16 protein-coding genes are annotated in these 12,187 nt (G+C 66.7%); 4 read left to right on the top strand and 12 right to left on the bottom strand.

Features of this window, described 5'->3' with window-relative positions; all coding sequences use genetic code 11:
- Positions 1–39: 39 nt before the first annotated feature.
- From KCG88_RS20550 to cbiE, 8 genes are all read right to left on the bottom strand, one after another.
- Positions 40–450 (bottom strand): DUF2946 domain-containing protein, encoded by a 411-nt coding sequence (locus KCG88_RS20550; RefSeq protein ID WP_210713000.1) that lies wholly within the window; start codon positions 448–450, stop codon positions 40–42.
- A 55-nt stretch (positions 451–505) separates the two neighbouring features.
- Positions 506–1,000, bottom strand: coding sequence for a copper chaperone PCu(A)C (locus tag KCG88_RS20545; protein ID WP_047283733.1), 495 nt, complete (start codon positions 998–1,000; stop codon positions 506–508).
- A gap of 49 nt (positions 1,001–1,049) precedes the next feature.
- Complete coding sequence (locus tag KCG88_RS20540; RefSeq protein ID WP_011059019.1) at positions 1,050–1,448, bottom strand: DUF2946 domain-containing protein; 399 nt, start codon at positions 1,446–1,448, stop codon at positions 1,050–1,052.
- Between the two features lie 100 nt (positions 1,449–1,548).
- Positions 1,549–1,839, bottom strand: a complete 291-nt coding sequence (locus KCG88_RS20535) for an addiction module antidote protein (protein ID WP_011059020.1) — start codon at positions 1,837–1,839, stop codon at positions 1,549–1,551.
- A 3-nt stretch (positions 1,840–1,842) separates the two neighbouring features.
- Positions 1,843–2,145, bottom strand: a complete 303-nt coding sequence (locus tag KCG88_RS20530; protein WP_015633982.1) for a type II toxin-antitoxin system RelE/ParE family toxin — start codon at positions 2,143–2,145, stop codon at positions 1,843–1,845.
- A 183-nt stretch (positions 2,146–2,328) separates the two neighbouring features.
- Positions 2,329–3,057 (bottom strand): cobalt-precorrin-6A reductase, encoded by a 729-nt coding sequence (locus KCG88_RS20525; RefSeq protein ID WP_047283736.1) that lies wholly within the window; start codon positions 3,055–3,057, stop codon positions 2,329–2,331.
- A complete protein-coding gene (locus tag KCG88_RS20520) occupies positions 3,054–4,151 on the bottom strand; it encodes a cobalt-precorrin-5B (C(1))-methyltransferase (RefSeq protein ID WP_047283737.1) in 1,098 nt (365 codons plus the stop codon). Before KCG88_RS20520 ends, KCG88_RS20525 begins: the two co-directional genes overlap by 4 nt.
- A 93-nt stretch (positions 4,152–4,244) precedes the next feature.
- Entirely contained in the window at positions 4,245–5,459 is a 1,215-nt protein-coding gene (gene cbiE / locus KCG88_RS20515) for a precorrin-6y C5,15-methyltransferase (decarboxylating) subunit CbiE (protein ID WP_210712999.1), read from the bottom strand.
- Between the two features lie 138 nt (positions 5,460–5,597).
- Between cbiE and cobG the strand changes: the two genes are divergently transcribed.
- Genes cobG through cobJ form a run of 4 tightly spaced genes read left to right on the top strand, consistent with a single transcriptional unit; the run spans position 5,598 to position 9,982 of the window.
- The gene (gene cobG, locus KCG88_RS20510; RefSeq protein ID WP_047283739.1) at positions 5,598–6,911 is read left to right on the top strand and encodes a precorrin-3B synthase; all 1,314 of its coding nucleotides are present in this window, start codon (positions 5,598–5,600) and stop codon (positions 6,909–6,911) included.
- Positions 6,904–7,530, top strand: a complete 627-nt coding sequence (locus tag KCG88_RS20505) for a precorrin-8X methylmutase (RefSeq protein WP_011059025.1) — start codon at positions 6,904–6,906, stop codon at positions 7,528–7,530. The genes cobG and KCG88_RS20505 overlap by 8 nt, the downstream gene beginning before the upstream one ends.
- The gene (locus KCG88_RS20500; RefSeq protein WP_047283804.1) at positions 7,530–8,261 is read left to right on the top strand and encodes a precorrin-2 C(20)-methyltransferase; all 732 of its coding nucleotides are present in this window, start codon (positions 7,530–7,532) and stop codon (positions 8,259–8,261) included. The genes KCG88_RS20505 and KCG88_RS20500 overlap by 1 nt, the downstream gene beginning before the upstream one ends.
- Complete coding sequence (gene cobJ / locus KCG88_RS20495; RefSeq protein ID WP_210712998.1) at positions 8,261–9,982, top strand: precorrin-3B C(17)-methyltransferase; 1,722 nt, start codon at positions 8,261–8,263, stop codon at positions 9,980–9,982. Before KCG88_RS20500 ends, cobJ begins: the two co-directional genes overlap by 1 nt.
- 74 nt (positions 9,983–10,056) lie before the next feature.
- Here the strand turns inward: cobJ and KCG88_RS20490 are convergent, their stop codons facing one another.
- Genes KCG88_RS20490 through KCG88_RS20475 form a run of 4 tightly spaced genes read right to left on the bottom strand, consistent with a single transcriptional unit; the run spans position 10,057 to position 12,171 of the window.
- On the bottom strand, positions 10,057–10,500 hold the full coding sequence (locus tag KCG88_RS20490) for an SMI1/KNR4 family protein (protein WP_210712997.1): 444 nt from the start codon (positions 10,498–10,500) through the stop codon (positions 10,057–10,059).
- Positions 10,497–11,069: a CPCC family cysteine-rich protein gene (locus KCG88_RS20485; RefSeq protein WP_241774686.1), complete on the bottom strand. Its 573-nt coding sequence runs from the start codon at positions 11,067–11,069 to the stop codon at positions 10,497–10,499. Before KCG88_RS20485 ends, KCG88_RS20490 begins: the two co-directional genes overlap by 4 nt.
- A complete protein-coding gene (locus tag KCG88_RS20480; RefSeq protein WP_047283743.1) occupies positions 11,066–11,518 on the bottom strand; it encodes a hypothetical protein in 453 nt (150 codons plus the stop codon). The genes KCG88_RS20485 and KCG88_RS20480 overlap by 4 nt, the downstream gene beginning before the upstream one ends.
- A 56-nt stretch (positions 11,519–11,574) precedes the next feature.
- Positions 11,575–12,171: a MarC family protein gene (locus KCG88_RS20475; protein ID WP_011059033.1), complete on the bottom strand. Its 597-nt coding sequence runs from the start codon at positions 12,169–12,171 to the stop codon at positions 11,575–11,577.
- Positions 12,172–12,187: the final 16 nt, after the last annotated feature.

Below are 12,187 nucleotides of genomic sequence, written 5' to 3'. Positions count from 1 at the left end.
GTCGCGCTGACAGCCGGCCGTGTGAGATGAGCTGAAGACTCAGGCGAGGAACGGTGGGGCGCGGGTCAGGGCGCCGGGGAACACGGTCTGCCGGGCGTGGCCCAGGCGCGTGGCGGGGATCAGGAAATACGGTATGGGCGGCGTGAACAGAGCGGCAAACGACGGCGCCGAAGGCAGTGCCGGGCAATTGAACAGCAGGCTGCAATAGCCGCATTTTTCCCAGAGCACATGCTCTTCGCCCTGGGATCTGCCCTTCTGTGCGTGGTGTGGGCTTTCACCGTGGCAGCCGGGCGCAGCGTTGCCCATGTCCATGGAAACGGACATGTTCATCGGCATCGCGTGATCCATCGGCATCGACTGGGAAATCAGCGGGCCGATAAAGATCATCAGCATGGCGAACAGGCTGATCCAGCTGCCGCGGCGGACTCCAGACGAGTCGCGGCGCGGCACGGACCGCCTGCGGCCAGGCGCGTGCGGGGCGTTCACGGTGAGGGCCGGTCAGTGCTTACTGGGCGTGCATATGCCCTTGCATGGCGTCCGGCGCCTGCTTCTGCACCGCCACTTCGACCGTGACGTCGCCGGCTTTTTCAAAGTGCAGGGTCAGCGGAAAACGCTTGCCGTCGGTGAGCAGGCTGCGGTCCTTGAGCTCCAGCAGCATCACGTGGTAGCCCATGGGGGCGAAGGTCACCTCGCCACCGGCGGGCACCGCCACCTTGGCCACTTGCTGCATCTTCATCATGTCGCCTTGCTTGACGTGCTCGTGCAGCTCGGCCTTGCCGGCGATCGGCGAGTCGACGCTGAGCAGGGTGTCGGCGTTCTTGCCCGGGTTGTGCACCACGAAGTACGCGGCCACGGTGGGCGCGTTCGGCGGCAGTTCCTGCGACCAGGGATGGGCGATCTGCAGGTCACCGGCCTTGTAGTCGTGGGCGGTGGCGAAACAGGCAGGCAGCAGCAGTGCGGCCAGCAACAGGGATTGCTTGACCAGGGATGGTTTGGACATGTGAGTTCTCCAGAACGATTCAAAGACGCAGATCACTTGCGAAAGGGAATCATGCCAGAGGCGGGGCACCGGGGTTCAGGCTGGGCCATTGCTGGCGCAGGGTGAGCCGTTCGACCTGCGGTTGCGGTGCGCCCGGCTGGACTGCGAAGCGGGTGAAAGAGAGCTGGGGAACGTGCCCGGGCAAGGCCACCAGCGGCGGCGAGCCGGAGCAGCACCAGCAGTGCTGCATGGTGGAATGGTCGTCGTTCTGCGGTGCTTGCTGGTCGAGCTTGCCCAGGGAAATGGCCACCAGCTTGGTGCCGGTGGAGGAGCAGAAGCTGCCCCACAGCAGTTGCTCGTCCAGCCCCGAATCGCTGCGCTGCATGGCCCCGGAAAGCGGCATGGCAAGCATGTTGAACAGCACTGCGAAGCAGGCGATCCAGGCAAATGCGAGCCGTTGTCGGGACATGGTGGGCGATCCGTCGGTTGAGCGATCAGGCGGGTATTTAGCCTGATCGCTGTGGATAAGTAAAAAACCACCGTATGCGGTGTGGTGTCGCAGGAGCGGTTCAGGCGTTGCTGACGTTGATCTTCAGCCCCAGGGCCTTCATCACCTTGATGATAGTCGCGAACTCCGGGTTGCCCTGGCTGCCGAGGGCCTTGTACAGGCTTTCGCGGCCCAGGCCGGTGTCACGGGCGACCTGGGTCATGCCTCGGGCACGGGCGATGTCGTTGAGTGCGGCGCGGATCAGCACGCCGTCGCCGGTGTCTTCCTCGAAGCAGGCGTCGAGGTAGGCGACCATGTCTTCAGGGGTCTTGAGGTACTCCGCCGCGTCGAAGCGGGTCACTGGGGTGCGCATGTTTCAGCCCTCGCTCTTGAGGTCGCAGGCCAGTTGCCTGGCCCGTTGGATATCGCGTTTCTGGGTGGCCTTGTCGCCGCCGATCAACAGCAGGTAGATCACTTTGCCGCGGCGCGAGAAGTACACCCGGTAACCTGGGCCGCGGTGGATGCGCATCTCGTGGACGCCTTCACCCACAGGTTCGCAGTCGCCAAAACGGCCCAGCTGTGCGGCGCGGATCCTGGCCAGTACGCGGGTTTTCCCTTGCGGGTCCTTCAGGTTCAGCAGCCAGCGGCTGAACTCAGGAGTCTGCTCGAAAACGAACATGGCGAATGTATTCCTTGGGATACGTCGCGGCAACCCATTTGCCCGCGAAAAAACCAGTGAAACGACAGGCGGTCCTGCCTGGCGCCGGCGTCACTGAGGCTGTTCAAGGAAGGCTAAAGCAAGGAATTGGCGCGCGCTGCCAGGGGTTTCCCATGTTGCTGTGGGGCGCGATGGTTTTGCCTGTCAGGCTTTATCCAGCAAGCCCAGGGCCAGCAGCAACTGGGCCGTGCTGCTGAAACTGCGATCCGTTTCGGGCAGGTCCGGACGCTTGAGTACCAGCACCGGCAGCCCGCGCTCGCGGGCCACTTCCAGCTTGGGTTCGGTGGCGCTGCTGCCGCTGTTTTTGCTGATCAGCACGTCGATCTGTCGGCGGGCGAACAACTGCCGCTCGTCCTCGATCAGGAACGGCCCGCGGGCACCTATGACTTCGCAGTGTTCGTTGCCCGGGCAGGCCTCCAGGGCGCGCAGAGTCCAGAATTGCCCGGGGGGAATTTCATCCAGGTGCTGCAAGGGCTCGCGGCCCAGGGTGAACAGTGGCCGCTTGAAGGGGCGCAGGGCCTCCACCAGTTGCGCCCAGCCGTCGATCTCGCGCCAGTCGTCACCCGGTTGCGGCTGCCAGGCCGGGCGCCGCAAGGCCCAGCAGGGCACGCCAGCGCTCTTCGCGGCGGCCACGGCATTGGCGCTGATCTGTGCCGCGTAAGGGTGGGTGGCATCCAGCAGCAGGCCGATCCGCTGCTCGCGGATAAAGCGCGCCAGGCCCTCGGCGCCGCCGTAGCCACCGACCCGTACCTGGCACCGCAGGTCGCCAGGGACCCGGCCGACCCCGGCCAGGCTGTAGATATGTTCCGGGCCCAGGGTGCGGGCGATGGCCAGGGCCTCGGTGACTCCGCCCAGCAGCAGGATACGGGTCATTGGAAACCTCCGGCGTGGCCGACGATGCCGCCCTGGCGGTCGATGGCAAAGACCTCTACCTGGACCTGGGGCGGCACCACGCTGCGGGCGAAATCCAGGGCGTGCTGGCATACCGCATCGCCCAGCGCGACTGCGGCGGCGCTGGCCATGGCCAGTGCCTGCTGGCTGGTATTGGCCTGGCGGATCGCCTGTTGCAGGGCTGGGTCGGCCCCTGCATCGGCGGCCCATTGCGCCAGTTGCGGCAGGTCGATGCTGGAGTGGCGGCTGTGCAAGTCCATGTGCCCGGCGGCCAGTTTGCTGATCTTGCCGAAACCGCCGCACAGGCTGAGTTTTTCCACAGGCGCCTTGCGCAGGTGCTTGAGCACCGCACCCACGAAGTCGCCCATTTCGATCAGGGCGATTTCCGGCAACTGGTAGACCCGGCGCATGGTGTCTTCGCTGGCGTTGCCGGTGCAGGCGGCGATGTGCAGGTAGCCATTGGTTTTGGCCACGTCGATGCCTTGGTGGATCGAAGCGATGTAGGCCGCACAGGAGAAGGGCCGGACGATGCCGCTGGTGCCCAGGATCGACAGCCCGCCCAGAATCCCCAGGCGCGGGTTCATGGTTTTCAGGGCCAGTTCCGCTCCGCCCTCGACGTTCACCGTGACCTCGAAACCGCCGGGGTAGGCCCGTTCTTCAGCGAGCCGTTGCAGGTGCTCGCCGATCATCCGGCGTGGTACGGGATTGATCGCCGGCTCGCCCACCGCCAGCACCAGGCCGGGGCGGGTCACGGTGCCCACGCCCTGGCCGGCGACGAAGCGAATGCCCGGTTCAGGGATCAGGCGCACTCGGGAGTACAGCAGGGCGCCGTGGGTCACGTCCGGATCGTCGCCGGCGTCCTTGATAGTGCCGGCTTCGGCGCCGTCGGCGGTGTGGCGGCAGAATTCCAGGCGCATCTGCACCTGCTTGCCCTTGGGCAGGATGATCTGCACCGCGTCGGCATTGCTGCCCTCGAGCAGCAGGCGCGCGGCGGCCAGGCTGGTGGCGGTGGCGCAGCTGCCGGTGGTCAGGCCGCTGCGCAGGGGCGCGGGCTGTTCCGCTGTTTCTTCACGCATGCCCCAGCCCTCCCAGGGGCGAGCTTGTTCGCGAAGGGTGCACGGGGCTCTCTTGGGTGGACGTATTGGCGAGCAAGCCCGCACCTGCAAGGTTCATGGCAGGTCCCGGGGCTTGTGCAGGTCCAGCAGGGTGATCGGCAGGGCCTGGCGCCAGGTGTCGAACTCTCCCAGTGGCTGGGCCTGGGCGATGTGGATGCGGGTCAGCTCGCCGCCGTGGCGTTCTCGCCAGTCCATCAGGGTCATTTCGCTTTGCAGGGTCACGGCATTGGCCACCAGGCGCCCGCCGGGCTTGAGTTGTTCCCAGCAGGCCTGCAGCACGCCTTCGCGGGTCACGCCGCCACCGATGAAGATCGCATCCGGGCGTTCCAGCCCAGTCAGTGCCTGGGGCGCGCGGCCGCGTATCAGTTGCAGCCCGGGCACGCCGAGTACCTCGCGGTTGTGTTCGATCAATTGCTGGCGGCCGTCGTCGGCCTCGATGGCCAGGGCGCGGCAACTGGGGTGGGTACGCATCCACTCGATGCCGATGGAGCCGCTGCCGGCGCCCACGTCCCAGAGCAGCTCGCCGGGCACCGGTGCCAGGCGCGCCAGGGTCATGGCCCGCACGTCGCGTTTGGTCAACTGGCCGTCGTGGCGAAAGGCCGAGTCCGGCAGGCCGGCGAGCCGCGACAGGCGCGGGGTGCTGGCTTCGGCCAGGCATTCGATGGCCAGCAGGTTGAGGTCGGCGATTGCCGGGTCGGCCCAGTCATGGGCGGTGCCGTCGATGCGCCGCTCCAGGGGGCCACCCAGGTGTTCCAGCACGCTGATCCGGCTCGGGCCGAAACCGCGCTCGCGCAGCAGGCCGGCGATGGCGGCCGGGCTGTGGCCGTCATTGCTCAGCACCAGCAGGCGTACCCCGCCGGACAGTTGGGCGCTGAGTGCGCTGATCGGCCGCGCGACCACAGAGAGCGTGATCACCTCCTGCAAAGGCCAGCCCAGGCGCGCAGCCGCCAGGGAAAAGGACGAAGGGAAGGACAGTACCTGGATTTCCTCTGCGGGCAGCTGCCGCGCCAGGCTGGCGCCGACGCCGAACAGCATGGGGTCACCGCTGGCCAGGACGCAGACTGCCGCACCACGCTGGCTCAGCACCGGCTCCAGGGAAAAGGGGCTGGGCCACAGCTGGCGCTGGCCACGGATGCAGGGTGGCAGCAGGTCCAGCTGGCGTTGGGCGCCGACGATCCTTGATGCGCCCAGCAGGGCGTGCCGGGCATTTCTGCCAAGGCCCTTGAAGCCGTCTTCACCGATTCCCACTACTGTCAGCCAGGGCGACATCTCTATTCCTCGAACGCAAAACCTGTTGTTCCGACAGGCAGGCTTTTCATGCCTTCGGACAAAGCAGGCATAATACCGCGCCTTCGCTGACGAAGCGCTTTTCCCACACGGCCGGTCACCCCCTTGAACGAACGCTCGATGTCCACTGCCATCCGCCCCTCGGCCTGCCCGGGGTTGCTGCGCATCGTCCCGGCGCTGGACGGTGGCATCTGCCGGATCAAGCTGGCTGGCGGCGTCATCAGCGCGGAGCAGGCCGTGGCCGTGGCCGAGGCGGCGCAGGCCTACGCCGGTGGCGTGATCGAGGCCACCAACCGCGCCAACCTGCAGATTCGCGGCATCGGCCCGGAGCATCAGGCACTGATCGCCGCACTGCTGGCTGCCGGGCTTGGCCCGACTACTGCCGCCGGTGACGATGTGCGCAACCTGATGCTCAGCCCCTGCGCCGGGATCGATCGGCAGCGCTTGATGGATACCCGGCCCCTGGCCGCACGGATTCTCGACACCTTGCAGGGCCATCCGCGCTTTCACCAACTGTCGGCCAAGTTCGCCGTACAGCTCGACGGTGGCGAAGCCCTGGCCATGCTCGAACATCACCATGATCTGTGGCTGTCGGCCCTTGAGCGCGACGGCCAGGGGCTGCTGGCGTTCGGCCTGGCTGGCTGCCCGGTGGATGAACCCCTGGCGGCGGTGGCGCAGGACCAGGGCCACGAGCTGCTGGTGGCCGTGCTGGAGCTGTTTCTCGACCTGGCGCGGCCGGAACAGACGCGCATGCGTCACCTACTGATGGACATGTCGCGGGAAGATTTCCTCGCTCAACTGCAGCCCCGCCTGAGCCGGCCGCTGCTGAATATCGGTGGCTGGCGGCGCCAGGCCAGTGCCGCCGGGCTGCACATCGGTACTTATCCACAGGCTGCGCCCGGGCAGGTCTATGTTGGCGCGGGCACGCCCCTGGGGCGGCTCGATCCGGCCATGCTCAAGGGCGCGGCGCAATTGGCCCGACAGTACGGCGACGCCAGCCTGCGCCTGACCCCCTGGCAGAGCCTGCTGCTGCCCTCGATCGCCGCGGCGGATGCGCCGGCGGCCACTGCCGCCCTGGAACAACTGGGCCTGCTGTGCAGCCCGCAACAGGCCTTGGCTCACTTGATTGCCTGCACCGGTTCCAGTGGTTGCGGCAAGGCCCTGGCCGACACCAAAAGCGACGCCCTGCAACTGGCAGGACTGCTCCAGCGCCATGGCCGCCAACTGGATGTGCACCTGTCCGCCTGCCCGCGTTCCTGCGCCGCCGCTCATGTGGCGCCGGCCACCCTGCTGGCGGTGGCCCCAGGGCGCTATGACTTGTATTTGCGCGATGCAGCGCAGCCGGGTTTCGGCACGCTGCACGCACGCAACCTTTCTATTGAAGCGGCAGAGGCATTGCTCGATGCCCGCCCACGGAGCAACCTTGATGCTTGATTACATCCGCGACGGTCAGGAGATCTATCGCAACTCCTTTGCGATCATCCGCGAAGAAGCCCGGCTGGAGCGCATTCCCGCCGACCTGGAGAAACTCGCCGTGCGCGTGATCCATGCCTGCGGCATGGTCGAGGCCGTCGACGGCCTGCAGTTTTCCGAGGGCGCCGGCAAGGCCGGGCGCGATGCCCTGGCGGCCGGTGCGCCGATTCTCTGCGATGCGCGCATGGTTTCCGAGGGTATTACCCGGGCCCGCTTGCCGGCCAACAACCAGGTGATCTGCACCCTGCGCGACGACAGCGTGCCAGCGCTGGCCCGGGAGCTGGGCAACACCCGTTCCGCTGCGGCCCTGGAACTGTGGCGCCCGCACCTGGAAGGCAGCGTGGTGGTGATCGGCAACGCGCCCACCGCCTTGTTCTACCTGCTGGAAATGCTCGATGCGGGCGCGCCGAAACCGGCGCTGATCCTCGGCTTCCCGGTGGGCTTCGTCGGTGCCGCCGAATCCAAGGCGATGCTCGCCGCCGACAGCCGCGGGGTGCCCTTCGTGATCATGCAGGGTCGCCTGGGTGGCAGCGCCATGGCGGCGGCTGCGGTCAATGCCCTGGCCACGGAGGTCGAATGATGCAGCAGCCCGGACGTTTGATCGGCCTTGGCGTGGGCCCCGGTGACCCGGAACTGATTACCGTCAAAGCCCTGCGCCTGCTGCGCGAATCACCCGTGGTGGCGTACTTCGTGGCCAAGGGCAAGAAGGGCAATGCCTTCGGCATCATCGAAGGGCATCTGCAACAGGCCCAGACCCTGCTGCCCCTGGTGTACCCGGTCACCACCGAGGTGTTGCCGGCGCCGCTGTCCTACGAACAAGTGATCAGCGACTTCTACGACAGCGCCAGCCAGGAGCTGGCGCAGCACCTGGACGCCGGCCGCGACGTGGCGGTGATCTGCGAAGGCGACCCGTTCTTCTACGGCTCCTACATGTACCTGCACGACCGGTTGGCCGAGCGTTACCAGGCCGAAGTGGTGCCGGGGGTGTGCTCGATGCTGGGCGGCGCCTCGGTGCTGGGCGCGCCGTTGGTGTATCGCAACCAGAGCCTGTCGGTGCTCTCCGGGGTGCTGCCCCATGAGGAACTCAAGCGCCGCCTGGCAGACGCCGACGCGGCGGTGGTGATGAAGCTGGGGCGCAACTTCCCCAAGGTGCGCCAGGTCCTGGAAGAACTGGGGCTGGCGCAGCGTGCGCTGTACGTGGAGCGCGCCACCATGGCCAACCAGAAAATCGTGCCGCTGGATGACGTGGAGCCGATGTCCTCGCCGTACTTCTCGCTGATCATCGTGCCCGGCGAACGGTGGCAAGGTTGATGGCCCGCTCAACTCCGGCCATCGTCATCCTTGGCCAAGGCAGCCTCGACACCGCACGGCAGATCCAGCGGCTGTATCCCGACTCGTTGATCCACGGTCTGGCGGAGCGGGTCGAAGGCGCCGACCGGGTCTATCACGAATTCGGCGCGACCCTGCGCCAGCTCTATCAACAGGACACGCCGATCATCGCCCTGTGTGCGGCCGGCATCGTGATCCGCACTCTGGCGCCGCTGCTGCTGGAAAAAGGCGCCGAACCGCCGGTGCTGGCGGTGGCCGAGGACGGCAGCGCCGTGGTGCCGCTGCTGGGCGGCCTGGGCGGGGTCAATGGCATGGCCCGGGAAATTGCCGCGGGGCTCGGAGTAGCTGCCGCCATCACCACCAGCGGTGAACTGCGCTTCGGCACCTGCCTGCTCAACCCGCCCAGTGGCTATGCCCTGGGTGACCTGGAGCTGGGCAAGCGGTTCGTCTCCGACCTGCTGGGGGGCGAAAGCGTGCGCATCGAAGGCGCAGCCCCCTGGCTGGCTGCAGCCAAGCTGCCCGAGGATGATCAGGCCCGCCTGACCATCCGCGTCGGCTCTGCCGAGCGCGAGCCCGTGGCCAATGAACTGCTGATCTACCCCCGCAGCGTGCTGGTTGCCTGCCGTGGGCAGCGGCTTGCCGGCGAAGCTGATAGCGACCTGGCCACGCACATCCGCCAGGCCCTGCATCAGGCGCGCATCGCGGTGCAGTCGGTGGCGTGCCTGCTGGCCGCTGACCACGACATGGCCGACCGTGCCCTGCACCAGGCAGCAGCGCAACTGGGCGTACCGTTGCGTTTCCTGCCGGCCGCCGACAGTGTCGCCGAGCTGGCGCAACAGGCCGTGCCGCAATTGCTGCCGTCGCTGAAGGTGGGCGAGGACATCGCCATCGCTGTGGCCAGCCAGCCCCTGGACCTAGAGCAGATCGGCCGCCCCCGTGGGCGCCTTGCCGTGATCGGCCTCGGCCCTGGCGCCGCCGAGCTGATGGTGCCGGCAGTGAAAGCTGAACTGGCCCGGGCCAACGACATTCTCGGTTATGAAACCTACGTGCGCATGGCCGGCCCGTTCCGCGCCGACCAAGTGATGCACTGCACCGACAACCGCGAGGAAATGCAGCGCGCCCGTCACGCCTTCGAGCTGGCGGCCCAGGGCCGTTCGGTAGTGGTGGTGTCGTCCGGCGACCCGGGAGTGTTCGCCATGGCCGCGGCGGTGCTCGAAGCCCTGCACGAATCCAGCGACCCGGCCTGGCACAGCGTCGACCTGGAGATCCTCCCGGGCGTCTCTGCCTCCCTGGCCACCGCAGCCCAGGCCGGTGCGCCTCTGGGCCATGATTTCTGCGTGCTGTCGCTGTCGGACAACCTCAAGCCCTGGGACATCATCGAGAAGCGCCTGGACCTCGCCTCCCAGGCGGATCTGGCCCTGGCCTTCTACAACCCGATCTCCCGCTCGCGGCCCTGGCAACTGGGCCGGGCCCTGGAGATCGTGCGCCAGCACCGCACGCCGCAAACCCCGGTGGTATTGGGGCGTGACATTGGCCGCCCGGGCCAGACCCTGCGGGTGATCACCCTGGGCGAGCTGACCCCGGAGCAGGTGGACATGCGCACCATGGTGCTGGTGGGCTCCTCCACCACCTGCGTCTTCCCCCGGGCCGAGGGCGGCGACTGGGTGTACACCCCGCGTTGGTACGGCAACAAGCCCTTGTAGGAGCCGGCTTGCCGGCGAAGGCGTCGTTCAGGGCCGTGCAAGGTTCAAGGGCCTCTTCGCCGGCAAGCCGGCTCCTACGAGTCGCTGGGTTCGGCGGTCAGCAGCCAGGTGATGAATTCGAAGAAGCTGGCCCATCTGGCCGGGATGCGGCCGGCGACGAAAGCTTCCCGGTCGCCCAGGTCGAAATCCCAGACGCCACCGCTGTCCTTGTCCAGCAAGTAGCCGCCTTGACCTTGCAGTGAGGTGAAGGCGATGAAGTTCTTGGGCAACTCCCAGACTTCATGAATGAACTCGGTGCACATCAGGATTTCATCACTGGGCCCGTCGATGTTCATCAGCACGCCGTAGCTCACTCGGTCCAAGAAGTTGGCGGGGTGACAGGTCAGGTAGATCTGCGCGAACTCGCTGTCCAGGGCAATCCCCAATGTTGCCAGCGCTCGGGTGACCTCGGCGGTGTCGGGGGGCGCGCAGTAGCGGGGCTGGGCTTCGATCAGGGCAATCAGTGGCGCTGGAATCATGCCGGGTACTCGGTGGCGCGTGGCCATTTGTCCAGCGGCAGATGGTTCATGTCGCGGGTGAATTGTTCCCGGGCCTGGCCCAGGGTTTTGTGGTTGGGCCCGCTCAGTACGTCCAGCGCCTGGCTGCCGTCGTCTTCCCAGTGGCACAGGCCGCAGATCTCGTACGCGCCCCGCTCCGACAGGGTTCGATAGCCACAGCAGGGGCACGCCTCCAGGCACTCGATGTTCGCGCTGACGGTGTAGTCACCCAGCCCGGCTTCACGCAGGCAGCGCCTCAGGTACAGGTGGGTCACGCCGCGATATTCGGCGCGCAGGGCGATCAGCAGCAGCGCGTCGTAGCGTGGGTCTTGCACCTCTTGCGGGGGCTCCGGTTGGGTCAGGATCTGTTGTTGCAGGCTGGGTGCAAGTGCCGCGAATTCAAGGTCGTCGCTGTCTATTCCCCACCAGTTCAGGAGGTGGGAGAAGCGCGCGGCGGCGTCGAGGCCGGGCAAGCGCTGTTGGCTGAGGAGGTCGATGGCGGCGGTGGCGGTCAATGTTTTCATCGGGCTCGGGATGGGCGGGTGGTTCATGGCCAGACCAGGGTCAACTGATCGGGGCGCTCTACAGGGACCCGCACGATGACGCCGGAGGTCGATTCGGCATGGATCTGCTGGTCGTGGATCTCGACTCGGCAGAAGGGATTGGTTTCGCTGAGGACAAGCAGCCAGATCAATGCATCCGTGTCTTTTTCCAGCAAGGCCAGGAAGCCGTCACCACCGTGCCCGGCGGTTTCACCGCACTGGGCATGAAAGGGCTGCGGGCCTTCGGCGGCAAACCCCAGTGCGGTGATGAAATCAGGATCATCCCTGCCTGGGAAGTCCAGGGCCGGTATCCAGACTTTGTTGATTAGCCGGGGATGTTCGCAGGGCAGGTCGAACAGGCAATAGAACCCGCTGTTGAGGACCAGGGTGTTTTCCCGAGGGAAGCACCCGGCCTGCCATTGTTCCTGGATAAAGGCCGCGTCGGCGCTGTAGGGCATGGTGCGGTTCCTGCTACTGCTGGGAAGGTTTCCTACAGGTTCGAGACCAGGCGGACCTAAGGGACCAGGTAACCCCTTACCCCGGTAAAGATGATCTGCGCCGCCAGGGCACAGACGAACAGCCCCATCAGCCGGCTGACGATCTGCAAGCCCTGGTCGCCGAGGATGCGTTCGATGCGGTTGGACAGGTACAGCACCACCCCCACGGTGAGGCTGGCCAGGGCGATGCTGAGGATGGCGGTGAGCTTGTCGTCCCAGTGCGGCTGGCTGACGCCCATCACCAGCAGGGCGCCGATGGTGCCCGGGCCTACGGTCAGGGGAATGGTCAGCGGCACTATGGTCACGTCCTGCTGCACGTTGTCGGTCTGTACCGCCGACTTGCCCTGGGCCATGCCCAGGGCCGAGATGAACAGCACGCTGCCGGCGCCGATGCGGAAGGCGTCCACGGTGATGCCGAACACGCCGAAGATGACCCGGCCGAACAGGTACAGCAGGATGCTGGAGACCAGGGTCGCCAGGGCCACTTTCCAGGCCAGGCGCCGGCGCTCCTTGAGCGAATAGCCGCGGGTCAGGCTGATGAAGCACGAGAGCACGAAGAAGGGGCTGTAGAGCACCAGCATCTTCAGGTAAACGCTGAACAGCACGTGGAGCATGGTGGGAGCTCACGAC

Origin of the sequence: Pseudomonas sp. MWU349, from assembly GCF_017947325.1 — a bacterium.
GTDB lineage: Bacteria > Pseudomonadota > Gammaproteobacteria > Pseudomonadales > Pseudomonadaceae > Aquipseudomonas > Aquipseudomonas protegens.
The sequence above is the reverse complement of the archived record's forward strand: the minus strand, read 5'-3'. Positions and strand labels throughout refer to the sequence as shown.

What these genes read in the sequence shown, in the direction of transcription:
- cbiE (WP_210712999.1), bottom strand. Translation starts at nt 5,459, where the DNA reads ATGTCGCCCTGGCTGACAGTAGTGGGAATCGGTGAAGACGGCTTCAAG.
- KCG88_RS20530 (WP_015633982.1), bottom strand. Translation starts at nt 2,145, where the DNA reads ATGTTCGTTTTCGAGCAGACTCCTGAGTTCAGCCGCTGGCTGCTGAAC.
- KCG88_RS20540 (WP_011059019.1), bottom strand. Translation starts at nt 1,448, where the DNA reads ATGTCCCGACAACGGCTCGCATTTGCCTGGATCGCCTGCTTCGCAGTG.
- KCG88_RS20520 (WP_047283737.1), bottom strand. Translation starts at nt 4,151, where the DNA reads ATGCGTGAAGAAACAGCGGAACAGCCCGCGCCCCTGCGCAGCGGCCTG.
- KCG88_RS20490 (WP_210712997.1), bottom strand. Translation starts at nt 10,500, where the DNA reads ATGATTCCAGCGCCACTGATTGCCCTGATCGAAGCCCAGCCCCGCTAC.
- KCG88_RS20500 (WP_047283804.1), top strand. Translation starts at nt 7,530, where the DNA reads ATGCAGCAGCCCGGACGTTTGATCGGCCTTGGCGTGGGCCCCGGTGAC.
- KCG88_RS20475 (WP_011059033.1), bottom strand. Translation starts at nt 12,171, where the DNA reads ATGCTCCACGTGCTGTTCAGCGTTTACCTGAAGATGCTGGTGCTCTAC.
- cobG (WP_047283739.1), top strand. Translation starts at nt 5,598, where the DNA reads ATGTCCACTGCCATCCGCCCCTCGGCCTGCCCGGGGTTGCTGCGCATC.
- cobJ (WP_210712998.1), top strand. Translation starts at nt 8,261, where the DNA reads ATGGCCCGCTCAACTCCGGCCATCGTCATCCTTGGCCAAGGCAGCCTC.
- KCG88_RS20525 (WP_047283736.1), bottom strand. Translation starts at nt 3,057, where the DNA reads ATGACCCGTATCCTGCTGCTGGGCGGAGTCACCGAGGCCCTGGCCATC.
- KCG88_RS20505 (WP_011059025.1), top strand. Translation starts at nt 6,904, where the DNA reads ATGCTTGATTACATCCGCGACGGTCAGGAGATCTATCGCAACTCCTTT.
- KCG88_RS20545 (WP_047283733.1), bottom strand. Translation starts at nt 1,000, where the DNA reads ATGTCCAAACCATCCCTGGTCAAGCAATCCCTGTTGCTGGCCGCACTG.
- KCG88_RS20535 (WP_011059020.1), bottom strand. Translation starts at nt 1,839, where the DNA reads ATGCGCACCCCAGTGACCCGCTTCGACGCGGCGGAGTACCTCAAGACC.
- KCG88_RS20480 (WP_047283743.1), bottom strand. Translation starts at nt 11,518, where the DNA reads ATGCCCTACAGCGCCGACGCGGCCTTTATCCAGGAACAATGGCAGGCC.
- KCG88_RS20485 (WP_241774686.1), bottom strand. Translation starts at nt 11,069, where the DNA reads ATGAACCACCCGCCCATCCCGAGCCCGATGAAAACATTGACCGCCACC.